Source organism: Nocardioides sp. 1609, from assembly GCF_004522105.1.
Classification (GTDB): domain Bacteria; phylum Actinomycetota; class Actinomycetes; order Propionibacteriales; family Nocardioidaceae; genus Nocardioides.
Genome location: NZ_SPUJ01000001.1, coordinates 1,024,397 through 1,047,982, shown reverse-complemented (window position 1 = coordinate 1,047,982; position 23,586 = coordinate 1,024,397). Strand labels below are relative to the sequence as shown.

The 23,586-nt window shown below is 74.4% G+C and carries 26 protein-coding genes and 1 riboswitch; of the genes, 13 read left to right on the top strand and 13 right to left on the bottom strand.

The window, feature by feature from the left end:
• Window positions 1-5 precede the first annotated feature (5 nt).
• Together E4623_RS04740 and E4623_RS04735 are read right to left on the bottom strand one after the other, a co-directional pair.
• Window positions 6-1,232, bottom strand: coding sequence for a hypothetical protein (locus E4623_RS04740; protein ID WP_134765304.1), 1,227 nt, complete (start codon window positions 1,230-1,232; stop codon window positions 6-8).
• Window positions 1,229-1,741 (bottom strand): SigE family RNA polymerase sigma factor, encoded by a 513-nt coding sequence (locus E4623_RS04735; RefSeq protein WP_134765303.1) that lies wholly within the window; start codon window positions 1,739-1,741, stop codon window positions 1,229-1,231. The genes E4623_RS04740 and E4623_RS04735 overlap by 4 nt, the downstream gene beginning before the upstream one ends.
• Before the next feature lie 382 nt (window positions 1,742-2,123).
• Here E4623_RS04735 and E4623_RS04730 point away from each other — a divergent pair, with 382 nt between their 5' ends.
• Window positions 2,124-3,284 (top strand): hypothetical protein, encoded by a 1,161-nt coding sequence (locus E4623_RS04730; RefSeq protein WP_134765302.1) that lies wholly within the window; start codon window positions 2,124-2,126, stop codon window positions 3,282-3,284.
• Between the two features lie 20 nt (window positions 3,285-3,304).
• Here E4623_RS04730 and E4623_RS04725 read toward each other — a convergent pair whose 3' ends face one another.
• Together E4623_RS04725 and E4623_RS04720 are read right to left on the bottom strand one after the other, a co-directional pair.
• Window positions 3,305-4,297, bottom strand: coding sequence for a glycoside hydrolase family 16 protein (locus E4623_RS04725; RefSeq protein ID WP_209020486.1), 993 nt, complete (start codon window positions 4,295-4,297; stop codon window positions 3,305-3,307).
• Between the two features lie 88 nt (window positions 4,298-4,385).
• Window positions 4,386-4,784 (bottom strand): SgcJ/EcaC family oxidoreductase, encoded by a 399-nt coding sequence (locus tag E4623_RS04720; protein WP_134765301.1) that lies wholly within the window; start codon window positions 4,782-4,784, stop codon window positions 4,386-4,388.
• A 236-nt stretch (window positions 4,785-5,020) separates the two neighbouring features.
• Here E4623_RS04720 and E4623_RS04715 point away from each other — a divergent pair, with 236 nt between their 5' ends.
• Window positions 5,021-5,275 carry a WhiB family transcriptional regulator gene (locus E4623_RS04715; protein WP_134765300.1) on the top strand — a complete coding sequence of 85 codons (255 nt, stop codon included), beginning with the start codon at window positions 5,021-5,023 and terminating at the stop codon, window positions 5,273-5,275.
• Here the strand turns inward: E4623_RS04715 and E4623_RS04710 are convergent.
• Both E4623_RS04710 and E4623_RS04705 read right to left on the bottom strand, forming a co-directional pair.
• On the bottom strand, window positions 5,256-5,777 hold the full coding sequence (locus E4623_RS04710) for a DinB family protein (RefSeq protein WP_134765299.1): 522 nt from the start codon (window positions 5,775-5,777) through the stop codon (window positions 5,256-5,258). The genes E4623_RS04715 and E4623_RS04710 overlap by 20 nt on opposite strands.
• 142 nt (window positions 5,778-5,919) lie before the next feature.
• Window positions 5,920-6,264 (bottom strand): HNH endonuclease signature motif containing protein, encoded by a 345-nt coding sequence (locus E4623_RS04705; RefSeq protein WP_245154865.1) that lies wholly within the window; start codon window positions 6,262-6,264, stop codon window positions 5,920-5,922.
• A gap of 94 nt (window positions 6,265-6,358) precedes the next feature.
• Here E4623_RS04705 and E4623_RS04700 point away from each other — a divergent pair, with 94 nt between their 5' ends.
• Window positions 6,359-7,027 carry a pentapeptide repeat-containing protein gene (locus E4623_RS04700; protein WP_134765298.1) on the top strand — a complete coding sequence of 223 codons (669 nt, stop codon included), beginning with the start codon at window positions 6,359-6,361 and terminating at the stop codon, window positions 7,025-7,027.
• Here the strand turns inward: E4623_RS04700 and E4623_RS04695 are convergent.
• The 3 genes from E4623_RS04695 to E4623_RS04685 form a co-directional block, all read right to left on the bottom strand.
• Entirely contained in the window at window positions 7,011-7,373 is a 363-nt protein-coding gene (locus E4623_RS04695) for a multidrug efflux SMR transporter (RefSeq protein WP_209020485.1), read from the bottom strand. The genes E4623_RS04700 and E4623_RS04695 overlap by 17 nt on opposite strands.
• Window positions 7,374-7,387: 14 nt before the next feature.
• Window positions 7,388-7,452, bottom strand: a riboswitch (guanidine-III (ykkC-III) riboswitch).
• Between the two features lie 7 nt (window positions 7,453-7,459).
• Window positions 7,460-8,233, bottom strand: coding sequence for an acyl-CoA thioesterase domain-containing protein (locus E4623_RS04690; protein ID WP_134765297.1), 774 nt, complete (start codon window positions 8,231-8,233; stop codon window positions 7,460-7,462).
• 43 nt (window positions 8,234-8,276) lie between these two features.
• A complete protein-coding gene (locus tag E4623_RS04685; RefSeq protein WP_167736481.1) occupies window positions 8,277-9,146 on the bottom strand; it encodes a calcium-binding protein in 870 nt (289 codons plus the stop codon).
• A gap of 282 nt (window positions 9,147-9,428) precedes the next feature.
• Here E4623_RS04685 and E4623_RS04680 point away from each other — a divergent pair, with 282 nt between their 5' ends.
• Window positions 9,429-10,925, top strand: a complete 1,497-nt coding sequence (locus E4623_RS04680; RefSeq protein WP_209020484.1) for an ABC transporter substrate-binding protein/permease — start codon at window positions 9,429-9,431, stop codon at window positions 10,923-10,925.
• Complete coding sequence (locus E4623_RS04675) at window positions 10,922-11,707, top strand: amino acid ABC transporter ATP-binding protein (protein ID WP_134765295.1); 786 nt, start codon at window positions 10,922-10,924, stop codon at window positions 11,705-11,707. Before E4623_RS04680 ends, E4623_RS04675 begins: the two co-directional genes overlap by 4 nt.
• Before the next feature lie 94 nt (window positions 11,708-11,801).
• On the opposite strand, the gene E4623_RS04670 is transcribed toward E4623_RS04675, so the two are convergent.
• Together E4623_RS04670 and E4623_RS04665 are read right to left on the bottom strand one after the other, a co-directional pair.
• On the bottom strand, window positions 11,802-13,778 hold the full coding sequence (locus tag E4623_RS04670; protein ID WP_134765294.1) for an ATP-binding protein: 1,977 nt from the start codon (window positions 13,776-13,778) through the stop codon (window positions 11,802-11,804).
• Between the two features lie 17 nt (window positions 13,779-13,795).
• Complete coding sequence (locus E4623_RS04665; RefSeq protein ID WP_134765293.1) at window positions 13,796-14,353, bottom strand: DUF6174 domain-containing protein; 558 nt, start codon at window positions 14,351-14,353, stop codon at window positions 13,796-13,798.
• A gap of 94 nt (window positions 14,354-14,447) precedes the next feature.
• Between E4623_RS04665 and E4623_RS04660 the strand changes: the two genes are divergently transcribed.
• Complete coding sequence (locus E4623_RS04660; protein ID WP_245154864.1) at window positions 14,448-15,245, top strand: thioesterase family protein; 798 nt, start codon at window positions 14,448-14,450, stop codon at window positions 15,243-15,245.
• A 40-nt stretch (window positions 15,246-15,285) separates the two neighbouring features.
• On the opposite strand, the gene E4623_RS04655 is transcribed toward E4623_RS04660, so the two are convergent.
• Window positions 15,286-16,302, bottom strand: a complete 1,017-nt coding sequence (locus E4623_RS04655; RefSeq protein WP_134765292.1) for a hypothetical protein — start codon at window positions 16,300-16,302, stop codon at window positions 15,286-15,288.
• A 29-nt stretch (window positions 16,303-16,331) separates the two neighbouring features.
• On the opposite strand from E4623_RS04655, the gene E4623_RS04650 reads away from it, so the two are divergent.
• From E4623_RS04650 to E4623_RS04630, 5 genes are all read left to right on the top strand, one after another.
• Window positions 16,332-16,718: a (deoxy)nucleoside triphosphate pyrophosphohydrolase gene (locus E4623_RS04650; RefSeq protein WP_134765291.1), complete on the top strand. Its 387-nt coding sequence runs from the start codon at window positions 16,332-16,334 to the stop codon at window positions 16,716-16,718.
• Window positions 16,715-17,002 carry a hypothetical protein gene (locus E4623_RS04645; RefSeq protein ID WP_134765290.1) on the top strand — a complete coding sequence of 96 codons (288 nt, stop codon included), beginning with the start codon at window positions 16,715-16,717 and terminating at the stop codon, window positions 17,000-17,002. Before E4623_RS04650 ends, E4623_RS04645 begins: the two co-directional genes overlap by 4 nt.
• A 69-nt stretch (window positions 17,003-17,071) precedes the next feature.
• Window positions 17,072-18,010: an N-acetyl-1-D-myo-inositol-2-amino-2-deoxy-alpha-D-glucopyranoside deacetylase gene (gene mshB / locus E4623_RS04640; RefSeq protein WP_134765289.1), complete on the top strand. Its 939-nt coding sequence runs from the start codon at window positions 17,072-17,074 to the stop codon at window positions 18,008-18,010.
• 104 nt (window positions 18,011-18,114) lie between these two features.
• On the top strand, window positions 18,115-18,339 hold the full coding sequence (locus E4623_RS04635; protein ID WP_134765288.1) for a hypothetical protein: 225 nt from the start codon (window positions 18,115-18,117) through the stop codon (window positions 18,337-18,339).
• A 9-nt stretch (window positions 18,340-18,348) separates the two neighbouring features.
• Window positions 18,349-20,085, top strand: a complete 1,737-nt coding sequence (locus E4623_RS04630; RefSeq protein WP_134765287.1) for a VanW family protein — start codon at window positions 18,349-18,351, stop codon at window positions 20,083-20,085.
• Between the two features lie 94 nt (window positions 20,086-20,179).
• Here E4623_RS04630 and aspS read toward each other — a convergent pair whose 3' ends face one another.
• Window positions 20,180-21,466 carry an aspartate--tRNA(Asn) ligase gene (aspS, locus tag E4623_RS04625; RefSeq protein ID WP_134765286.1) on the bottom strand — a complete coding sequence of 429 codons (1,287 nt, stop codon included), beginning with the start codon at window positions 21,464-21,466 and terminating at the stop codon, window positions 20,180-20,182.
• A 195-nt stretch (window positions 21,467-21,661) separates the two neighbouring features.
• Between aspS and E4623_RS04620 the strand changes: the two genes are divergently transcribed.
• Window positions 21,662-22,618, top strand: a complete 957-nt coding sequence (locus E4623_RS04620; RefSeq protein WP_134765285.1) for a DUF389 domain-containing protein — start codon at window positions 21,662-21,664, stop codon at window positions 22,616-22,618.
• Entirely contained in the window at window positions 22,615-23,580 is a 966-nt protein-coding gene (locus tag E4623_RS04615; protein ID WP_134765284.1) for a cation diffusion facilitator family transporter, read from the top strand. Before E4623_RS04620 ends, E4623_RS04615 begins: the two co-directional genes overlap by 4 nt.
• The last annotated feature ends 6 nt before the right edge of the window (window positions 23,581-23,586 follow it).

Below are 23,586 nucleotides of genomic sequence, written 5' to 3'. Positions count from 1 at the left end.
CCTCCTCACCGCCTGGCCGCCAGGTCCGAGGCGAAGGAGGCGTCGTAGGCCGTGGGCCAGCAGGCCACGCGGGACAGGTCGCCGGTCCCGACGTCCCAGGCGACGAGGTACTCCTTGGCGGCGTCCCTCGGGAGCACGGTGAACAGCACCGTGTCGTCGTCGAGCCAGGACGTCGGGACGAGGTTGCCGCCGTCGGCGTAGTAGCCGGCGCGGTCCTCGACGGGCAGGAGCGCCCGCGTGGCGAGGGTGACCCGGTCGAGGGCGATCAGCCCGTCGACGTCGTGCGCCGCCGGCTCGCCGCCGTAGATGGCGCCGTCGGCGCGGGCCGCGGCCATCGAGGAGTCCGAGAGGGCGTAGCGCTGGATGCTCTCGAGCGGGCCCGGGAAGACCTCCGTCGTGCCGCCGTCGCCGTCCTCGCGGACGAGCGCGGGGCCGTCGATGCTCGGTCCGTCGGCGGGGAGCTGGTAGGTCAACCGGCCGTCGGGGTCCGCGGCCCAGGAGACGTACTCGGCCAGGTGCGGCAGGAGCCGGGTACCGCCGGTGGCGAGGTCGACCCGGACGCCGGGGCCGTAGCCCTGGAGCACCACGACGTCGCTGCCGGGGAGCCAGCCCACGGAGCCCTCGCGGGCGTGGCCGGGCACGTCGACACGCTGCCAGGCGCCGCCGTCGAGGTCGCGCCAGAAGAACCCGGTCGACCCGACCGCGGCGACCCGGCGTCCGTCGGGGGAGAGCCGCACCGAGCGGGAGGTGCCGAGCCCGTCGGGCAGGGTGAGGCTCGTCTGAGCGCCGTCGGCCCCGATGAGCAGGGTGGCGTCGTCGCCGTCGAGCAGCGCGACCGCGGTCGTCACCTCGCCGCCGTCGGCGACCGGGAGCACCCGCGGGACGCCGAGGTCGAGCACCGGCAGGTCCTCGACCCCCCGGGGGTCCCAACGGTCCTGGATGCGGTCGAGGGGGATGTCAGGAGCGACGAGGGGCTCGGCCGGTGTCGGGGCGGTGCTCGTGGTGGCGGGCGCGGGCGTCGTCGGCGCGTCGGCCGCCGGACCGCCCGCCCCCTGGACGGCGACCACGACCCCGGCCACGGCGACGGCCGAGGCGAGGCCGGCCGCGACGCCGCGGCGTCGGACCCGCCTCCGGTGGGCGACGGCGCGCGCCCGGACGGCCATCCCGACCGGCTGGACGGCGTCCGTGGCGCGGTCGAGGAGGTCGTGCAGGTCGTCGGGGTCGAGACTCATCGTGGTCCTCCGATCAGGTCGAGCAGCTCGGGTGCGCCGTCGCGGAGCCGGGCGAGCGCGACGCGGTTCTGGCTCTTGACGGTGCCGACGGCGATGCCGAGGATCTCGGCGGTCTCGCGCTCGGTGAGGTCGTCGAAGTACCGGAGCACCACGACGGCCCGCTGTCGCGGGGTGAGCCGGGCGAGCGCGCGGCGGACGACGAGGCCGGCCTCGGCGTCGGTCGCGACGGCCGGGACGCCCTGCCCGGCCGGCGTGCCCGGATCGACGACGACCTCGTGCCGTCGGCGGCGCCACCAGGAGATGTTGTCGCGCGCGACGATCGTGCGGGCGTACGCCGTCGGCTGCTCGTCGCGCAGCCGCGGCCACCGCATCGCGACCTTCACCATCGCCTCCTGCACCAGGTCCTGGGCGCGGTGGAGGTCGCCGGTGAGCAGCACGGCCGAGCGCAGCAGCTGGCGCTCGGCGCCTGCCGCCCACGCGGTGAAACCGTCGCTGTCGTCGTCCCTCATCACACCTCCGTCCCAGGGACAACGCTCACACGGATGGGTTCGGAGGGGGCGGGTTTGCGTCGGAGGCGTCACGGGGGTGGCCGCCGCGTCGTGCCGACGGCGTGCGGCGCGGCGTCGACCTCCCAGCAGCCCTCGTCGAGGGTCCGGGCATCGGTGACGCGGAGGAGCTCACCGGTGGCGGGCGCCACGCGACGAAGGAGGGTGTCGAGCGATGAGGAGGGTCTCGGGGTCGAGCCAGTGGTCGACGTGGAAGAGCTCGTCGACGGCGATCTTGTCGGTGGTGGCGACGAGGCTCCCGAGGCTGTGCGGCCCGATCGGGGTCCGGCCACGGTGGGGCCGAGATCGCCCCCACCGTCGGGGGCGGGTCGCGCGTTGGAGCGGTGTGACCACCCCCGGACGCCTCGCGGCACTCGCCCTGCTGACCACCGTGCTGGTGGCAGGTTGCGCCGGCCCGGACGCGGACGTGACGCCGGCGGCGCGGCCGGCGGAGCCCTCGACGACGGCGAGGCCGCTCGTCGATCCCACGCCGCGACGGCCCGCGTACGTCCGCCCCGACTCGCCACTCGTCCAGCGACTGTGGCGCCCGCTCGCCGAGCTGCGTCGGATGGACACGGCCCTCCCCCCGAGGCTGGACTTCGACGTCGTGCAGACCGCAACACCGCTGTCCGACGCGCCGATCCCTCGCGCGGTGCTGGCGGTCGGACGAGAACCCGAGGCCTACGGCTGGGGCGAGGTCGTCGTGATGAGCCCGGCGGGCAGGTGGCGCCGCGTCGAGCGCGACGGCCTCGGCATGCGCGACCCCGACCTCGAGGAGCAGCAGTTCGAGCTGAGCCCCGACGGCCGGACCCTGGCCCTGGGCGACGAACGGGGGGTCGTGTTCGTCGACCTCGCGACCGCAGGCTCGGTGCGCGTCCCGGTACCCACCCGGGACCCGGTGCTGCACTGGTGGACACCCGACTCGGCGGGCGTGGTCGTGACACCCCGCGGTGCCAACCCGGTCACGTGGGTGGTGGGGCCCGACCGGGGCGCGGCGCCGCTGCGTGCGGCCCACCCCTGGTTCTCCTCCGTCGGACCTGACGGCGCGGTCGTCGAGCTGGCGCCCCACACCGCCGAGCCCGGCCGAGCGGGACGGACGTCCTTCGCCGAGCTGCGCCGCTGGGAGGCGGGGCGCCTGGTGAGCGCCGTCCCGATGCCGGTCGCCGTGCCGCAGGACGCCCGCCCCGGCGAGCACTGGTCATCGCTCCTGCCGGTCGTCCAACATCGCGCACCCCGCGCCGGCCCACGGGCGCAGGGGGTCATCGCCCTCGATCCGCGGTCCGGGGAACCGATCGGCGTCCTCGAGCTCGCCGAGCCGCACATCCGGTGGGTCTCCTCACCGGGGGCGGTCGGCGACAGCTGGATCCTGCTCGCCGTGCCGTCGGGTCCCGGTGGCGGCCTGGCCGCGTGGGACCCGGAGACCGCCCGCCTACGCGCCGTGATGGAGATCGAGGACCGGGGGGCCGTCCTCAGCATCGCGCCGGGCCTGGTCGCCCGGGGACCGTGACCGACGACGGAGTCGGTGGCCTAGCCGGCGAGGGGCGACCGGGGGCTGGAGACCGCGACCCCGTCGACGACGCCGGTGCCGTACATGCGGACGTAGTCGATCCGCATCGTGGCCGGGAACCGGGTCGAGGGACCCGGCCGGCCCGGCCAGTCGCCGCCGACCGCCACGTTGAGCAGCACGTGCATGTCCTGCTCGAAGACCCAGCGCTGCGGCGACGGGAGATCCTGGGGCGTCAGGGTGAAGTAGGGCTCGTCGTCGACCAGCCAGGTGATCCGGTGGCGCTCCTTAACGACGGAGTACACGTGGAACGACCTGCTGGCCCGGGCGCCCAGGTCCGCGGTGCCGCCGAGGCCGTCCTCGTTGGAGTAGCCCGGCCCGTGGGCGGTGCCGTAGGCGGTGCGCGGCTCACCGCCGACGACCTCGACGATGTCGATCTCGCCCTGCCGGGGCCAGACCCGGCCGTTGTTGCCCAGCATCCAGATGGCGGGGAGCAGGCCCTTGCCGGTGGGGATCGTGGCACGGACGTCGATGCGTCCGTGCGTCAGCGACGCGGTCCCCTCGGTCGTGAGCCGGGCCGAGGTGTAGTCGCACCGTCCGCGCGGCCAGCAGGGCAGGTGGGAGCGACGGTCTGCGCGCCGGGCCCGGATCACCAGCGCGCCCGACCCGTTCAGTGCGGAGTTCGCCGGACGAGCGGTGTAGTACTGCAGCTCGTTGTTCCACCAGCCCTCCTGGCGGCGGTTGCCGACCTCGCTGGTCCAGACGCTCGCGTCCGGCCGGGCGCCGGCGCGCCCGGTGAACTCGTCGGACCAGAAGGGCACGGCCGGGGTGCCGACGCCGTCCCGGACCTCCGGGGCCGCGGGCGAGGTGGCGGTGGCCCGGACCGAGCCCGGGGTGAGGGCGGCGACGGCGACGGCGGCGAGCACCGCGGCGGCCCGACGACGGGCAGGACGTCGTGCTGGGCTGCGGCCGCGCATCACCGGTTCTCCCGTCCGACCGGTGATCGTCACCGACACGTCGCGCAGGCTAGCAACGTGACGGGGACGCCGGCCACGGTGCCGGCGGCGTGACCAGGGCGCCTGCCGGCCCGGAGGCCGTGGCCGGTCACACCTCGACCGGGAACGAGTGGTGTTCGTGCGCGACGACCCAGCGGCCCCGCTCGCGACGCAGTCCGAGGGTGAGTCGCAGGCGGCGGGCCGGGTTCGTGTCGAGCTCGTCCGTGGTGCCGCAACGCAGCAGGGCGTGCGCCCACGCCACGTCCGGACCTGCCGTCACCTCCAACGACGTGATGTCGAAGCACGCGCCCGAGGCCTGCCACCGGAAGAAGTCGGGCCAGGTGTCGCGGTAGGCGTCGATGCCACGGACGCCCTCGTGCGGTGGCGGGACGTCGTACATCACGATGTCGTCGGCGTGGTCGGCCAGCACCCCGGCTAGGTCGCCGTGGTGGACAGCGCGTGCCCAGCCCTCGACCAGGGTGCGGATCTGCGTCTCGTCGTCGGTCATGTCGTGCTGCTCCCTCCTCGCGGTGGTCGTCACCGGGTACCGACTCCGCCGACGGGGCGACGTCATCGGTGGGGTGCGGCTGCCGCGCCGGCCCGTGCCCGACCGGGACGGCGCCCGGCCGCCGTCCACCCGGCGTCGGGTTACCCGTCCGGCTGCGGGGCGAACCACACCCGTGTAATCTCCGTGGTGGTCGGCCGGTCCGTCGACCCACCAGCAACCAGGTCGGAGGTCGTGACGTGCGAGAGCTCTTCCTGCTCCTCGACGACGCCGACCCGGCGGGTTGGCAGGAGCGTGCGCTGTGCGCGCAGACCGACCCCGAGGCGTTCTTCCCCGAGAAGGGCGGATCGACGCGGGAGGCCAAGAAGGTCTGCCAGACGTGCGAGGTGCGCACCGAGTGCCTCGAGGCCGCCCTCGAGAACGACGAGCGGTTCGGGATCTGGGGCGGCTACTCCGAGCGTGAGCGCCGCAGGATCAAGAAGGAAGCCGGCTGACCTCGTCGGTCGAGGAGTGGGAGGTCGTCGCGACCTCCCGGGCGGCCAGCTGCTCGAGCAGGATGTCGCCGTGGCCGGCGTGCCGGGCGAGCTCCGCGATCATGTGCCCGTAGATCCACCGCAGGCTGACCGGACCCTGGTGCCACTCGACCGTCGTGTCGAGGTCGTGGCCGACCGCCACCGCCCGCGAGTGCTCGCAGGCCGCGACGTACGCCGCCCGCACCGACCCCACGGTGTCGTCTGCCTCCAGCGTGAAGCTCTCCTCGACGGTGTCGGGAAGCCCGACCTCGGCGCGCGTGCGGCCCGCGAGGCGCGCGTGGAACCACACCAGCTCGACGAACGTGGCGTGCTTGACCAGCCCCAGGACGGTGGTGAGGGAGGGGACGAGCCGCGCACGGGCGCCGTCCTCGTCGACGTCGGCCAGCAGGCCGGCGATCTCGGTGCGCTGGAGGTCCAGCCGTTCCTCGAGCGTGGCCCGCTCGCCGGCGACGAAGGTGTTCACGCAGGCCAGGCTAGGGCGCCTCAGGGGATCGGCTGGAACCCGCCGTCGACCGAGTCGTCGGCGGCCGAGGCGAGCACGTCCCGCACGACGTCGCGGTCGTCGCCACCGGCAGCGACGACAGGACCGTTCCCCGACGCACGGCTCAGGGGGTCGCCGCGACCGTGCGCGCCACCTCGACCTGGCGCACCAGGAAGACGCCCTCGTCGAGCTTCTTGCGGCGCATCCACGTGGTGACCTCGAGGTTGCACTTGCTCGCGTTGCACGAGCCGCAGGCCGGGACGACGTTCGCGAGCGTGTAGCGGCCGCCGCGAGAGATCGGCAGCAGGCAGTCCTTCTGGAGCGCCCGGTCGGTCGCGCCGCAGTACCCGCACCCGCCCCAGGCCGCCTGGAGCGCGGCCCACTGGGTGTCGGTGAGGTCGTGCTCCACCTTCGACATCCGCCGCTGGCGGCGCCGGGCACGGGTCGCGGATCGGCTGCGGGACGGCACGGCGCGAGAGTACGGCGCGGGCCGGTCCGGCGGGGCACGACGCGCCCGCCGCCGGGTGGGCCGGTGTCGGTGCCGGTCGGTAACGTCCGGCACCGTGCCTCCCCGTCGCCGCGTCACCACCGAGCCCCCGCGGATCGCCGCCGTCGTCCACACCGACCTGACCGACGCCTCGGCCGACGAGCTCGTCGCGGGCGCCGACCTCGACGGTCTCGCCTTCGACGACGTGCAGGTGCCGAGCCTCGTGCTCTCCTCGGCCGTCGTCCGGGAGTGCCGCTTCCGGGGCGTCGTGGCGCGCGAGGCCGACGGGAGGTCGGCGCGCCTGCACGACACCACGTTCGAGCGGCTCGACGTCCCCGTGGTGCGCGTGCCGCGCAGCCAGTGGCGCGACGTGCGTGTCGAGGGCTCGCGGCTCGGTTCGGTCGAGGCCTACGAGACGTCGTGGCGCTCGGTGCACCTCGTCGGCTGCAAGCTCGGCTACCTCAACCTTCGCGGGGCCGAGCTCCTCGACGTCGCCCTCACCGACTGCGTCGTCGAGGAGCTCGACCTCGGCCAGGCCGACGTGCGCCGCGTCCGGCTCGACGGCACCCGGGTCGCCACCCTCGACCTGCAGGGCGCGACGCTGCAGCACCTCGACCTCCGCGGTGCCGACCTGGGGGAGGTCCGCGGGCTCGAGGGCCTGCGCGGGGCGACCGTCAACCCCACGCAGCTGAGCCTGCTCGCGCCGCTGCTCGCCCGGGCGTGGGGCATCAAGGTCGAGGACTGAGCCCGGGGCGATCCGCGCAGCACACCGGGCTCAGTGGGCGAGCTTGAGCCCGACGATGCAGGCCCACCAGCCCGACCAGGAGCAGCACGCGCAGCACCGACACCGGCTCGTCGCCGGTCGCCATGCTGACCGCCACCGTCAAGGTGGCGCCGATGCCGACCCAGACGGCGTAGGCCGTACCGATCGGGAGCGTGCGCATGGCCACGGCGAGCCCGGCCATGCTCGCGGCGAGCGCGACGCCGAAGACGACGGTGGGCCCGACCCGGGTGAAGCCCTCGCTCCGGCCGAGGGCGAGCGCCCACACGGCCTCCAAGACTCCGGAGACCACCAGCACGATCCACGCCATGACCGACCACTCCTCGTGGCCGTCTTGTCGCGTGCCGGGTACGGCTCCCTCGTCCGGCGGCCGCTCGTGGGCCGACGTCGACGAGGTTACCCCGTCGGCCGCACGGTGAGGAGCTGGGCGAGCGTGCCGACCGGACCGTGCACGTCGTGCAGCACGCTGCTCGTGACGCCGAGGCCCCCGGGGCCGAAGGTGACGGAGGTGTCGAGGCCGACCCACTCGCCGCGCGGCGACCTCGTCAGGTGGGCGGTGAGGTCGACGTTGGGGAAGGCGACCCGGGCCGGATCGGCCCGGACGGTCAACCCGTTGGCGATGTCGAGGAGCCGCGCCGCCGAGGCGAGGTCGCTGACCGGCTCGTCGGCCAGCAGCGGGACGTCGCTGCGCACCCAGGACGTCGCCCGGCCCGGCGCGGTCTCGAGGCGCCGGACCTCGACCGACCCGATGAAGCCGCCCGGCCACACCGTGGAGGCGTCCCAGGCGGGATGCGCGTCGGGCGGCGCGATCGTGGCGAGCGACGTCGCCGCGACGTCGCGGGTGTCGCCGGGCTGCAGCGACCAGGCCCGCAGCCGGACGACGACGCGCCCGCCGTGGGTCAGGGTCGCCTCGACGAGCTCGATCGTCCGACCGGCCCGGACGACGTCGACCGCGACCTCCACCTCGGCCACCGCGACGGTGCCGAGGATGTCGTAGGCCAGCCGCCCGAGCACCAGCCCGTCGTCGCGGCGCCGGTCGCGGTCGACCTCGACGGCGTGCGCCAGCAGCCCGAGCGCCGGCGCGACGTGCTGGGCGCGCGGGTCCCAGGCCCCACCCACGTGCTGGGTGGCGAGGAACGTCGCGGGACCGGTCCGACGGAAGTAGGCCACGGCCCCAGCCTCACCCACCGGCGACTCCCGGGTCCGGGGTGGCTCAGCGCCGCATCGACTCGACCTCGCGCGCCCGGTCGGTGGCGTCGAGGTAGGCGATGTCGGAGCCGGGTCCGCCGACCAGGACGTCGGCGCCCGCGTCGCCCCACAGGGTGTCGTTCCCGAGGAGCCCGCCGAGGCGGTCGTCACCGTCGCCACCGTGGATGCGGTCGCCGTCGTCGCCGCCGACGAGCCGGTCGTTGCCGGCGTCGCCGTAGATCTCGTTGGCGCCGGTGCCGACCCGGATCCAGTCCTCACCCGCGCCGCCCCAGGCGCGGTCGGCCATGAAGGCGGTGTTGATGAAGTCGTTGCCCGCGCCGCCGCGCACGGTGTCGCGGCCGTCGTCGGTCAGGGCCCACAGGCGGAAGCGGGAGGAGAGCGCGCTGGCGTCGATGGTGTCGTTGCCGAGCTTCGGCCACGTCTCGATGAACATGCCGCCCGCGAACGCCGACGGGATCGGGCACTGCGCGGCGGCGGAGCGCCCGATCTCCAGCCGGGTGCACGTGCGGGGCAGCTTGGCCCACGAGCGGGCCGCGGTGTCGACGAAGCGCAGCCCGCCGTCGACCTCGGTGATCGTGAGCCGGTTGTCGGCCATCCCCGCCTGGTAGCGGTAGCCCCACGTCGACAGGCTCAGGTGCACCTCGGTCGCCTTGAGCTTGGGCAGCGGGAACTGACCGACCAGCTCGGTCACCGGGAACGTCGCCGGGTTCGCGATCGCGAGGTCGGACCAGTGCGTCACGGCTCGCTGGGTCGGCGCCGTCGCCTGGCCGGAGGGCGCCGTGAGCACGAGGGACGACGCAGCGGCCGCGACGACCGCGGTGACGACGCCGGCGAGGCGGCGGGTGGGGCGGGAGGTGCGGGTGCGGAGGGGCACGGGAAGCTCCTGGGGATGCGGCCGGGGGGCGCTCGGGGGACGGTGGGCCGGGGGCGGCCCCATGGCCCGCAACCGGTCTCAGATCGGTTCTCGGCGCCTCGGGGGAGCGACTTGAGAGCGCCGGAGGAGACGCTGCACCAACCCGAGTTGCCGGACCGATTATCTCCACCACCCGCCGGGCGTCCACCCCGGCGCCAACCCCCGGGCACTGGTGTAACTTGAGAGACTCGGTCCTGATCGAGGGCCGCGACCTGTCCCGGAGTGCGTCGAGAGGATCCGCCGGTGCGCGCACGAGACCGCACGACCCGCCTGCTGGCCGTGTCGTTCGTGCTGCTCCTCACCGCCCTGGCGGTGGTCGCAGGGACGCCGGCCCACGCCGACGGCGAGGCCGACCGGCCGGTGGTCCGGGTCGGCACCGAGGGCACCTACCCGCCGTTCTCCTACAAGCCGACGGGGTCGGGCGACCTGACCGGCTACGACATCGACGTCATCGAGGCGGTCGCCGAGGAGGCCGGCTGGGACCTCCGGTTCGAGGAGGGCACCTTCGACGCGCTCTTCCCGGCCCTCGACTCCGAGCGCATCGACGTGATCGCCAACCAGGTGACCATCAACCCCGAGCGCGAGGCGCGCTACCTCTTCTCGGTCCCCTACACCTACTCGCGCGGCGTCATCGTCACCGCCGCGGGCACCGACGACATCACCTCGCTCGACGACCTCGACGGCAAGGTCGCCGCGCAGTCCGAGACCAGCAACTGGGCCCAGGTGGCGCGCGACGCCGGTGCCGAGGTGCAGTCGGTCGAGGGGTTCGCCCAGGCCGCCGAGCTGCTCGTGCAGGGCCGCGTCGACGTGATCGTCAACGACAACATCGCCGTCCTGGACTACCTCGCCTCCACGGGGTCTGACGACGTCAAGATCGTCGGCGAGACCGACGACGAGGTCAGCCGCCAGGCCTTCGTCTTCCGCCAGTCCGACCCCGACCTCCAGCGCGAGGCCGACGAGGCGCTGGCCGCGCTCGCCGCGGACGGGACGCTCGCCGAGATCTCCGAGGGCTACTTCACCACCGACGTCTCCGTCGAGGAGCAGGACGGCGAGGTCTCGGTCGAGGGCTCGAACAGCGGTCGGACCAAGGCGGAGGTCATCGGCGACGCGGTCGGCCCGATGCTGCTCGAGCTGGTGCGCACCAACATCCCGCTCACCATCATCAGCTTCGCGATCGGCCTGGTGATCGCGCTCGCCGTGGCGCTGGCCCGGATCTCGTCGCTGCTCGTCCTCAGCGTGCCGGCGCGGATCTACATCTCGATCATCCGCGGGACGCCGCTGCTGGTGCAGCTCTTCATCGTCTTCTACGGACTGCCCCAGGTCGGCGTCAAGCTCCCCGGGTTCGTCGCGGCCTGCCTCGCGCTGAGCCTCAACGTCGGCGGGTACGCGGCCGAGATCATCCGCGGCTCGATCCTCTCGGTCCCGCGGGGCCAGTTCGAGGCCGCGACCACCATCGGCATGGGCTACGCCCAGCTGATGCGCCGCATCGTGCTGCCCCAGGCCTCCCGGATCGCCGTCCCGCCGCTGTCGAACACCCTGCTGTCGCTGGTCAAGGACACCTCGCTGGTCTCCGTCGTGCTGGTCACCGACATGTTCCGCGTCGCCCAGAACGCCGCGTCCGTGAGCAACGAGTTCCTGTTGCTGTACGTGGTCGCGGCGCTCTACTTCTGGGTGGTCTGCTTCCTCATGTCGCTGGGTCAGGAACGCCTCGAGAAGAAGCTGGGGAGGTACGTCGTATGAACGCCGACGACCAGGATGACCGATGCCTCGTCGAGGTCCAGGGCCTGCGCAAGTCCTTCGGCGACCGCGAGGTGCTGCGCGACGTCGGGTTCACCGCCGGCGCCGGCACCAGCACCGTGCTGCTCGGTCCGTCGGGATCGGGCAAGACGACGGTGCTGCGGTCGCTCAACGTCCTCGAGACCCCGGACGCCGGCCTGGTCCGGATCAGCGACGCCGCGGTCGACTTCGACCTGCTGCCCGCCGACCGGGCCGCACGGCGCCGCGAGATCCGCGAGCTGCGCGCCCGCAGCGGGATGGTGTTCCAGTCCCACCACCTGTTCCCGCACAAGACCGTGCTCGGCAACATCATCGAGGGCCCGGTGCAGGTGCAGGGCCGCTCGCGCGACGAGGCCGTGGACGCCGCCCGGGCGCTGCTCGAGCAGGTGGGGCTCGCCGGGCGTGAGGACACCTACCCCGCGCAGCTCTCCGGCGGTCAGCAGCAGCGCGTCGGGATCGCCCGGGCGCTGGCCCTGCAGCCGGAGGTCGTGCTGCTCGACGAGCCGACGTCGGCGCTCGACCCCGAGCTCGTCGGCGAGGTGCTCGCCGTCATCCGCGACCTGGCCGAGCAGGGCTGGACGATGGTCATCGTGACCCACGAGGTGCGCTTCGCCCGCGACGTCGCCGACCAGGTGCTCTTCCTCGACGAGGGCGTGGTCGCCGAGAGCGGCGGCGCCGAGGTGCTCACCGACCCGCAGCACGAGCGGACCCGCCAGTTCCTGGGGCGGGTGCTCGAGGCGGGCTGACCCGTCGGCCCGGGGCCGTCGGGGTAGTCCCGGACGATCGGCCCCTGTCTCGAGCAGGAAGTGGGGCCGATCGTCCGGGACTACCCCCAAGGCGTCAGCGCGGCACCCCGGCCGCGAGCGCGAGCGCGGCGGCCAGCGCGTCGGGCTGGATCGGCTTGTCGACGACGGTCACCAGGCCCGCGGCCCGGGCCCGCTCCCGGACGGCGTCGTCGACGCCGGTCGCGATGCCGATCGTCGGGGTGCCGCCCAGGTCGAGGTCGCCCAGCCGGCCGAGGTCGGCGACCACGACGTCGACGTCGGCGGGGTCGCCGCCAGTGACCACGTCGTGGTCGAGGTGGGCGAGGATCCCCTCGGCGACGAGCCGGTTGACCTCGCCGTCCTCGAGGAGCAGGACCCGGCGGTGCGGCGGCGCGACCCGCATCGGCAGGGTGAACCAGAACCGGCTGCCGCGCCCCGGCGTGCTCTCGGCCCGCAGGTCACCGCCCATCGCCTCGACCAGGCGCAGGCTGATGCTCAGGCCGAGGCCGGTGCCGCCGAACTCCCGGGTCGTCGAGGCGTCGGCCTGCGCGAACGGCTCGAAGATCCGCTGCAGGTCGCCCGCGGCGACGCCGATGCCGGTGTCGGTGACCTCGAAGCAGACCTCGACCCGGTCCTCGCGTCGCCCGGTGATCTCGGCACGGATCCGGACCTCGCCGCTGGGCGTGAACTTCACCGCGTTCGCGGCGAGGTTGAGCAGCACCTGGCGCAGCCGCGACGGGTCGCCGACCAGCCGCGGGACGTCGCACTCGACCAGCAGGCGGAGGTCGTCGGCGCGCACCGGGTCGATCGCGAGGTCGGCGACCTCGTCGAGGAGGCGGCGTGCGTCGAAGCCGACCTCCTCGACGACGACCCGGCCGGCCTCGATCTTCGAGAAGTCGAGGAGGTCGTTGATGATCGTCATCAGGGCCCGGCCGGCGCCGGCGACGCCGTCGGCGTACCGGCGCTGACGCTCGTCCAGGTCTCCGGCGAGCAGGAGGTCGGTCAGCCCGAGGACGCCGTTCATCGGCGTCCGGATCTCGTGGCTCATGGTGGCGAGGAACTCCGACTTCGCGCGGGACGCCGCCAGGGCCTGGTCGCGCGCGACCTCGAGGTCGGCCCGGGCCTGGGCCTCGGAGCGGAGCAGCCGGGCGGTGCGCACCACCGCCAGCACGACCAGGGCGATCGTCGCGAGGAACAGCGCCGTCGGGGAGGCGCCGACGTCGTCGCGGGGCAGAAGCAGCACCGCCGTGGGGACGCTGAGCGGCAGGATGGCGACGAGGACCCGGCCGGCCGGCGGCGGGGCGACGTCGGTGGTCTCCACCCGGCTCGGCGCCCAGGGCGCGATCGACATCGCGAGGCCGCCGAGCATCCAACCGAGGTTGAGCAGCGGGTTGTCGGGGTCGGGGAGCCGCTCCAGCAGCATCAGGATGTCGGAGCAGAGCCAGCAGCCGATCCCGGCGATCAGCCAGGCGCCGCCCCACGCGCGACGGTGCCGGCCCAGCGCGACCCGCACCAGCAGCCCGAACAGGACCGCGTCGGAGACGGGGTAGGCGGTCAGGACGGCGAGGGCGAGGGCCGACCGGTCGTCGTCGACCTCGACGAGCCGGGTGCGCACGTCCCACAGCACGAGCACCGACACCACGACGATCGTGAGGGCGTCGATGAGGGCGTCCACCTCGACCCGCCGGCCGCGGCCACCCCAGGCGATGGCGACGAGGAGGGCACAGATGAGCAGCGCGATCGCGCCGAGGTAGAGCGCGTCGGCCGGGGCGGGGTTCGGCACCTCGCGGTGCGCGTCGTCGATCGCGTACGCGACGTCGCCGGCGGCGTAGACCGTCAGTCCCGCGGCGACGAGCAGCCCGACCCGGCGCTGGGCGCCCTGGTGGCGCCGGGCGCCGACGAGCGCCAGCCCGGCCGCGCCGCCGTTCACCCCGATGTACAGCGCGTTGGTCAGGTCGGACGGGAGCACGCCGTGCAGCAGCGTCGTCGCCACCGCGACGAGCAGGAGGCCGGATGCTGCCCAGAGCACCCGTGGCACCGGGTGCCTGAGCATGTGCTGCCTTTCCCGGGTCAGGGCTGGAGCCGGACCCCGACTGCGTAGTAGACCTCGTCGTCGACGGCACCGGCGATCCGGTCGACCGCGATCCGGCGCGGCACGCCGTTGCGGTAGCGCACCACGACCTCGTCGGCGGTGGCGTGGTGCTCGCGGAGCAGCTCGTAGACGGCGTCCATCTCGTAGCCGTGGCGGGTGAGCTCGCGGCTGCGGCCGACGTGGGTCACCGAGGTGACGCGCCGCCCCCGGACGACGGTCTCGACGTCCTTGATCGGCTCGGGTCCGCAGAAGCACGAGGTGCGGAGGACGGTGGTGTAGCGCCGGTGGTCCTCGCGCGACTGCCAGGTGCGCCACGCCCGGACCAGCCGCGGGTCGTCGTCGGCGCTCGGACGGAACGGGGTGATCCGGTACGGCGCGCTCGCCCCCGGCTGCGCCACGGCGGCTGCACCGGCTCCGGGTGCACCGGCGCGGGCGGCTCCTGCGGCGGGGGCGGGTCCGGCGGGAACGACGAGCGCGGAGGTCGCCGCGGCGGTGGTCACCGCCACGGTCAGGGTCGTGAAGACGTACCTCAGCATGCCGTTGCTTCCTGTCGGGGGGACGGGCCGGGCCCATCGTCCACGACGCGACGCCGGCGGGCCAGTGCCGGGCCCGGCTCGGTACGGTCCGATCGTGAGCGTCTTCGACACCGCGACCGCCGTGACCGCCGCCGGCGAGGGTCGCTGGACCGCCGACCTGAGCGACGGATGGGCGATCGGCGGCAGCCTGAACGGCGGCTACCTGCTGGCCACGGTCGCCCGCGCGGTCGCCGCGGCCCTGCCCGCGAAGCCGGACCCGCTCGTGGTCAGCGCGCACTACCTGTCGGCCACCCGTCCCGGCCCGGCCGAGATCGACGTCGCCGTCCTGCGCGACGGCGGCAGCGTGGGGACCGCCCGCGCCGAGCTGCGCCAGGGTGACGCGGCGCGGATCGCCGTGCTCGCGACGTACGGCGACCTCGACCGCGCACGCGACGACGTCCGCACCACCGCCACCGCGCCGACCCTCCCGCCCCCGGAGGACTGCGTGCTCAACGAGCCGCCGCCCGCGCTGGGCGACGCGGTGTCGCTGCTCGGCCGCTTCGAGATGCGCTTCCACCCCGACCACGTCGGCTGGGCCCGCGGGAGGCCGGACGGCAGCGGCGTCCTGACCGCCTGGTTCCGCCTCGAGGACGGCCGCGAGCCCGACCCGCTCTCGCTGCTGCTCGTCGTCGACGCGCTGCCACCGGTGACGTTCACCCACGGCCTGATGGGCTGGGCCCCGACCCTCGAGCTCACCGCCCACGTCCGCGCCCGGCCCGCCCCCGGCTGGCTCCGCGTCACCCACGCCACCCGCAACATCGCCGGCGGGATGTTCGAGGAGGACTGCGAGGTCTGGGACTCGGCCGGGCGGCTCGTCGCCCAGTCACGGCAGCTGGCGCGCCTGCCGCGGTGAGGGCCGGTGCGGTCCGCACGTCCGGTTGGCCGCGCGGGCGTCAGTCGAACCAGGACCGCCTCATCGTGAACAGCCACCGGACCGAGGGGTGCTCGGAGACGGAGTAGAGCAGGTCCTCGTCGGGGGAGTAAGCGACGTCCTCGTTGCCCATCGGCGTGGCGTGGCGGTGCTCGCGCAGCAGGGACGGGTCCCCGGCGGGACCGCTGAAGACCGATCCGCGGACGAACCGGCCCTGGGAGACCGTGACGTAGACGTGGTCGCGGCCCGCCGCGACGCCCTGCATCCGGCGGGGACCGCTGCCGAACGGCTCGATCGCCGCCCGGTCGACGGCGCCGTCGCCGAGGCAGAGGCGAGCGAGACGGCGGGTGCGGGCGGGGTCGTCGGTGTACTCGCCGGCGAGCAGGTCGGGGCCGGCCGGACCACCGCGTCCGGTTTGGTCCAGGGAGAGGAACGAGAAGCGGAACTTCTCGACGCCCTCGTCGGCGTGGGCGCGGTACTGCCAGCGCACCGGCAGCACGTAGCGGTAGCCGTGCGCCGCCGCACGGTCCGGCACCCGCACGAGGTCGTCGAGCAGGCAGGTGAACAGGCCGCGGCCGGTGCCTGCGACGTGGATCCGCGAGCCCTGCCACACCACGCCGCCGGCGTGCACGTGCAGCGGCTCCACCGTGCCGTCGTCCCGGGGGCGCACGAGGAGCACGTGCCGGTAGCGGCCGCGGTCGAGGTCCATCACGGTCAGCCGCGAGCCCTGGCCGGCGTCCTCGTGGGGGAGCTTCTTGGCGTACCAGGTGGTCATCGCCAGCCGTCGGCCGCGGTGGGTGCCCGCGTCGGCGTTCGTGGTCACCCCCTGCGGCCACCAGCGCAGGTCGAGCTGGTCGCGGGCGTCGTACCGGAACGCCTCGTGCACCGCGCGGCCCGGCGCGCGGGTGGTGCGCAACCGCCGGGGGAGGTCGTCGAGGAGGGCGTCGAGCGGCACCCGGCCGCCGGACCGCGCGACGACCGCCTCGACGGCGTCGGTGCGGTCGTCGACCCGGTCGAGGCGCAGTCCGCTGGTCGTCACCCGACTAGTCTCGCCCCCGTGTGGTCGCGATGAGGAAGCCGGTGGTCGGGGCGGCCGTGGTCCGGGACGGACGCCTGCTCGCGTGCCGTCGTACGGCGCCGCCGGCCGCGGCCGGCCGGTGGGAGCTCCCGGGCGGCAAGGTCGAGCCCGGCGAGACGCCCGAGGCGGCCCTGGTCCGCGAGGTCCGCGAGGAGCTGGGGGTCGACGTCACCGTCACCGGCTGGCTCGCCGGGTCCGCCGAGATCGCCGACACCCACGAGCTGACCGTGGCGCTCGCGACGGTCGCCGTCTGGACGCCGTACCCGCTCGAGCACGACCGGCTCCGGTGGTTGCGGGCCGGCGAGCTCGACGACGTCGACTGGCTCGAGCCCGACCGTCCGTTCCTCACCGAGCTGCGCGGGGTGCTCGCCCCGTGAGCGCCCGCGGCATCTTCTTCGACGAGGACGACGCCCGCGCGGTCGTGGCCCGCCTCGCGACCGACGGCTACCACGCCTCCCTCGCGCGGGAGCGGTTCGCCGGGGAGGACGACGACGAGGACCACCCGTGGGCGGTCGTGACCGACGCCCCGGACGTCGTCCTCGAGCTGCTGGTCGACCAGCACGACGGATGGTTCGACGTCGAGGAGCCGGCCCCGCCGAGCCTGCCGCCGCTCGACCTCCCGGCCGCGCCGAAGCGGATCAAGCGGCCACCGACGGCCTGATCCGGCCCGATCCGGCCCGAGGCCGCCCTCGGCGAGGCCCGGGCTCGCCGCGCTCACTACGCTCTCCCCATGAGCGAGACCCCTGAGCACCGCCTGCTGCTGGTGCACGCACACCCCGACGACGAGTCCATCGGCCAGGGAGCCACGATGGCCAGCTACGTCGCCCAGGGCCGCGGCGTCACGCTCGTCACCTGCACCGCCGGCGAGATGGGCGAGGTCCTCGTCCCCGAGCTCGAGCACCTCGCCGCCGACCGCGACGACAGCCTCGGCGAGCACCGCCGTGGCGAGCTCGCCGAGGCGATGACCGCCCTCGGTGTCACCGACCACCGCTTCCTCGGCGGCTTCGGCCGCTACCGCGACTCCGGGATGGCCTGGCACCCGGACGGCTACGCGATCGCCGCCGACCTGCCGCCGGACGAGGGCGGCCACGACAACGCGTTCTCCCGCGCCGACCTCACCGAGGCCGCCAACCACCTCGTCGAGGTCATCCGCGAGGTGCGCCCGCAGGTGCTGGTGACCTACGACGAGTTCGGCGGCTACGGCCACCCCGACCACGTGCAGGCCCACCGGGTCGCGACGTACGCCGCCGCGCTGGCCGCCGTGCCGTCGTACCGGATCGGCGACGGCGGTCTCGGCGAGCCGTGGGAGATCGCGAAGATCTACTGGGGCGCCATGTCGGAGAGCCGGATGCGGCAGAGCCTCCGCCTGCTCCGTGAGGCCGGCGACACCACGACGTTCGAGGGCATGGACCCCGACGGCCCGCTGCCGCACTTCGTCACGCCCGACGAGAACCTCGCCGCGGCCGTCGACGCCCAGGACTTCGTCGAGGCGAAGATGAAGGCGCTCGCCGCCCACGCCACCCAGATCACCACCGACGGTCCGTTCTTCGCGCTGTCCAACAACGTCGGCGCGACCGCCTGGGGCATCGAGTTCTACCGCATCGCCAAGGGCGAGCGCGGTCCGGTCGGCGACGACGGCCTCGAGGCCGACCTGTTCGCGGGGATCTGACGCTGAGCGCGCTCCGGGCCGCGGGGCTGGTCCTGCTCGGCGCGGTCGTCGGCGGGGCCTCGGTCCTGGTGCACGGCCGGCCGGTCGGGCTGACGCTCGCCGTCGTGGCGTCGGCGTCCGCGGCGTGGGCGCTGCCCGGCGGCTGGAGCACGCGGTTCGCGTTCGTCGCGGGCTGGGTCGCGGTCCTCGGCGCCGCGCTCGTCCCGCGCTCCGGCGGGGGCTACCTCGTCGCCGCGAACGCCGAGGGCTACGTGCTGCTGGGCCTCGGCCTGGTCCTGCTGCTGCTCGGGATCGTGACCGTGCGTCCGCTCCGCCCGGCCGATCCTTAGGATGGCGGCGTGAAGAGACCTGACGAGCGCGGCCGCGCCGGCGGCAGGACGACGGTCGTCGTCGTCCTGGTGCTCGCCCTCCTGGTCGGCGGTGGGTACGCCGCGGCGTACGCCGTCGCCGGCGACAAGACCCCCCGCGGCACCGTCGTCTCCGGGGTCGACATCGGCGGGATGACGCCGGCCGCCGCCCGGGAGGCGCTGGCTGAGGGCCTCGCCGACCGGCAGACCACGCCCTTGCAGGTGTCGCTCGGCGACCGCAGCGACGAGATCGACCCCGCCGAGGCGGGTCTCTCCGTCGACTACGACGCCTCCGTGGCGGCCGCCGGGGCCGAGCGCTCCTGGAAGCCGGGCCGGCTGTGGGACTACTTCACCGGCGGTGACGACGTCGACGCCGTCGTCGTGGTCGACGAGCAGGCCCTGGACGCCGCCCTCACCGACCTCGAGGCCGGGCTGGGCGAGGATCCCGTCGACGCCCGCGTCGTCTTCGCGGGCGGCGAGGTCTCGACGACGCCGGCCGAGCCCGGTCGCGGCCTGGAGCCCGACTCGACGCGCGCGGCCCTCGCCGCGGCGTACCTCTCCGGCGACCCGGTCGACCTCGAGATCACCCCGCTCGAGCCCGACGTCACCGACGCCGAGGCCGCCGAGGCCGTCGCGAGCTTCGCCGAGCCGGCCCTGTCCGGCCCGGTCACGCTGCGCTTCGGCTCGGCCGGGGTGCGCCTCGCGCCGGCCGACTTCGCCGACGCCCTCTCGCTCGAGCCGGGCGACGACGGCACCCTGGTGCCGGCGGTCGACGCCGACCAGCTCGTCCCGCTGGTCGAGGACGCCACCGCGGGCGACGGCGCCCCCGTCGACGCCAGCATCCGGCTGGTCGACGGCAAGCCGCAGGTGGTCAAGGCCAGGCCGGGCATCTCCTTCGAGCCCGCCGACGTGACCGCGGCCTTCCTCGAGGTCGTCACCCGGCCGAAGGGCGAGCGCAGCGTCGACGTCGAGGGCACCGTCGAGCAGCCGGCCTTCACGACCGCCGACGCCCGCGCCCTCGGCGTGAAGCGCGAGGTCTCCGAGTTCACGACGTACTTCCCGTACGCCGAGTACCGCAACACCAACATCGGCCGGGCCGCCGAGCTCGTCGACGGCACCCTGCTCAAGCCCGGCGAGACCTTCTCGCTCAACGACATCGTCGGCGAGCGCACCCGCGAGAACGGCTTCACCGAGGGCTACGTCATCAGCGACGGCATCCTCAAGCTCGACCTCGGCGGCGGCGTCTCGCAGATGGCGACGACGCTCTTCAACGGGATGTTCTTCGCCGGCCTCGAGGACGTCGAGCACAAGCCGCACTCGTTCTACATCGACCGCTACCCGGTCGGTCGCGAGGCCACCGTCGCCTGGGGCTCGGTCGACCTGCGCTTCCGCAACGACACCGAGCACGGCGTCCTGGTCAGCGCCGAGGTGAAGCCGAGCACGCCGTCCACCCAGGGTGAGGCCACGGTGCGGATGTACTCGACGAAGGTCTGGGACATCGAGACCACCACCGGCGACCGCTACGCCTACGTCGGCCCCGCCACCCGCGTCCTCGACACCCCCGACTGCGAGCCGAACGCCGGCTACTCGGGCTTCCAGATCGACGTCACGAGGATCTTCAAGCGGCCGGGCTCCGACGAGGTCGTGCGGACCGAGAAGTTCCACACCGACTACACGCCCAGCGACACCGTGGTCTGCCGGCCGCCCGGGTCGGTCAGGAACCCCTGACCGGGCGACCCAGCACCCACGCCGGCCGAGGAGGGCCCGTGGGCCCGTCCGGGGACCGCTCGTCGAGCGCCCCCGACCGGCGTGAGGGTGGCGCCTACGGCGCGAGCCGGTGCAGGTCGCGCGGGAAGAGCGTGACCTCGCGGACGTTGGCGGCACCGACCAGCCGCGACACCCAGCGCTCCAGGCCGATCGCGAAGCCGCCGTGCGGCGGGATGCCGTGGCGGAACGCCTCGACGTACGACGCGAACGGCTCGGCCGGGTACCCGCGCTCGGCGAGCACCCGCACGTAGTCGGCGTGCCGGTGCAGCCGCTGCGCCCCGCTGACCAGCTCGACGCCGCGGAAGAGCAGGTCGAAGGAGCGCGACCAGCGCGGGTCCTCGGGGTCGGGGTGGCTGTAGAAGGCCCGGGACGCCGTCGGGTAGCCCTCGACGACGAGGAGGTCCGAGCCGTGGGTCTCGCGCGCCCAGGCGCCCAGGGCCCGCTCGTGGGCCGGGGCGAGGTCGGGCTCGTCGTCCGGGGCCCCGACGAGCCGCAGCGCGTCGCGGAAGTGCAGCACCGGGACGTCGTCCGGCACGACCGGGACGTCGACACCGAGCCGCTCCACGGCCGCCGAGGCCCGCTCGCGCACGGCCGCGACCATCCCCGCGACGACGTCGCGCAGGCACGCGACGACGTCGCGGTGCGACTCGACGAAGCCCAGCTCGACGTCGAGCGAGACGTACTGCGCCAGGTGCCGCACCGTGTCGTGCGGCTCGGCACGGAAGACCGGCCCGACCTCGTAGACCCGCTCGAAGACCCCGACCAGCACCTGCTTGTAGAGCTGCGGGCTCTGCGCCAGGTAGGCCGGGCGGCCGAAGTAGTCGACCTCGAAGACGTTCGCCCCCGACTCGGTGGCGGCCTCCACCAGCTTGGGCGAGTGCACCTCGGTGAACCCGCCGGCGTCGAGGGTCGCCCGGAAGCCGTGCAGGCTGGCGGCGGCGATCTCCCAGCGGGCCCGCTGGTGCGGGTGTCGCCAGGTGGTCGCCGCGTGGTCGAGCAGGGTCGGCAGCGCGACGTTCAGCGTCGGGCGCCAGAGCTCGACGACGGGGGTGTCGGCGTGCTCGCCGAGCGCGGTCACCGTGGCCGCGGTGACCTCCACGCCGCCGGGGGCCCGGGCGTTGGCGGTCGCGGTGCCGACCACCTCGACCGGCGTCTCCTCCGGCGGCACGGCACCCCACGCGGCGTCGTCCTCGCGGACGACGACCTGGGCGAGGCCGGTGCGGTCGCGCAGGACCAGGAAGGTCAGCGCCGCGAGCTCGCGGCGGCGGTGGACCCACCCCTGCAGCCGCACGGGCTCGCCGGGGACGGCGTGGGTCAGGTCGGATGTGTGCGTACGTCTCATGGTCACCTCCAGCAGGAAAACCCTGGAGGTGTGGGCGGGGGTCAGGTCGCGGTGCCACCACACCTTCGCCGGTGACTCCGCACCACGGGTGGGAGGGCCGGCCTCTCGTCGGTGACGCCGGACGCGCGGCCCGGGCGTGTGCGGGATCGTCACTCCCCACCCGGGCCGTCCCAGCCTAGGTCGTAGCCTGCCTGCGTGCTCGCCCATTTCCGGCTGACCGTGCCGACGTCGCTCGCCGTCGACGTCCGCGACCTCCTCCTCGGTCACGACCACGTCACCAACGTGACCGTGCAGCCGGGCGCCGTCGTCCGGCCGGCCGGCGACCTGGTCGAGGCCGACGTGGCCCGGGAGTCCTCCGGCGCGCTGATGGACGACCTGCGGCGTCTCGGGTTGCACGAGACCGGCGGGATCGTCATCACCAGCCCCACCGGGACGCCCTTCGCGGCCGCCGACGCCCTCGAGGACCTCGCGCCGGGCCACCCGGACGACGCGGTCATCTGGGACGCCGTGGAGGACAACGCCGAGGCGGGGGCGGTGCCGACGCTGTCCTACCACCTGTTCCTCGTCATCGCCGTCGCGCTGGCGGCGATCGCCGTGCTCACCGACTCGGCCGTGCTCGTGGTGGGCGCGATGGTCGTGGGTCCGGAGTTCGGCCCGATCACCGCGATCAGCGCGGGCATCGTGCTCGGGCGGCCGGGGCTGCTCCTGCGGAGCCTGCGGCTGGTCGTGTTCTCGTTCGTCCTCGCGGTGCTCGTCGTCACCGCGCTGTCGCTCGCCGGCACCGCGGTCGGCTGGGTCGACGAGGAGCTCGTCACCCGCCCCCGGCCCAACACCGGCTTCATCTTCGCCCCCGACCACTGGTCGTTCGTCGTCGGCGTCCTCGCTGGTGCCGCCGGCGCGCTGGCCGTGGCCCTCCAGCGGGCCTCGACGATGGTCGGGGTCTTCATCTCGGTCACCACCGTGCCCGCGCTGGGCAACCTCGCCCTCGGTGTCGCGGTGTGGGAGCGTGACGAGGTGCTCGGCTCCCTCGCGCAGCTCGGCCTCAATGTGGCCGGCATGGTCGTCTCCGGCGTCGTCGTCCTCCTCCTGGTGCGGACGGCGTGGCCGTGGCTGGCCGCCCGGTCCGACCGGATCTTCGGGGTCGTGACGTGAGCGACGTCGAGCCCGAGGAGGGGCAGGGCGACTCGCTGCTGACCGTGCTGGTCGCGCTCGCGGCCAACGCGCTGATCGCCGTCGCCAAGTCGGTCGCGGCCGTGGTCACCGGGTCGGCGTCCATGGTCGCCGAGGCGGCGCACTCGTGGTCCGACACCGGCAACGAGATCTTCCTGCTCGTCGCCGAGCGTCGCGGACGGCGTCCGCGCGACGCGGAGCACCCGCGCGGCTACGGCCGGTCGACCTACATCTGGTCGCTGGTCGCCGCGTTCGGGCTCTTCTCGGCCGGCGCGGTCGTGTCGATCTGGCACGGCGTCACCCAGCTCGGCGTCGACGAGGGCGAGGCCAGCTTCACGATCAACTACGTCGTGCTGGCGATCGCCTTCGTGCTGGAGGGGACGTCGTTCCTGCAGGCGACCCGCCAGGTGCGCGGGGGAGCGGTCCGGTTCGGGCTGCGGCCGTGGCGCTACGTCACCCGGACGTCGAACCCGACCCTGCGCGCGGTCTTCTTCGAGGACGCCTCCGCGCTGCTCGGCATCCTGATCGCGGTGACCGGCATCGCGCTGCACCAGGCCACCGGGAACGCCGTCTGGGACGCCCTGGGCTCGATCGGCGTCGGTGTCCTGCTCGCCGCGGTCGCGGTCTTCCTGATGCGCCGCAACATGGACTACCTGCTCGGCCAGGGCGTCGACCCCGCCACCCGCCGCCAGGTCCTGGCGCGGCTGCTCGCGCACCCCGAGATCGACCGGATCACCTACCTCCACCTCGAGTACGTCGGACCGCAGCGGGTCTTCGTCGTCGCCGCCGTCGACCTGGTCGGCGACGACACCGAGGACCACCTCGCGCTGCGCTTCCGCCGGGTGGAGGCCGAGATCGAGCAGGAGCCGTTCATCGAGGACGCCGTCCTCACCCTCGCCCCGCCCGACGAGGCGGCCCTGACGCCGGAGCGCGACGGCAGCTGACCGACC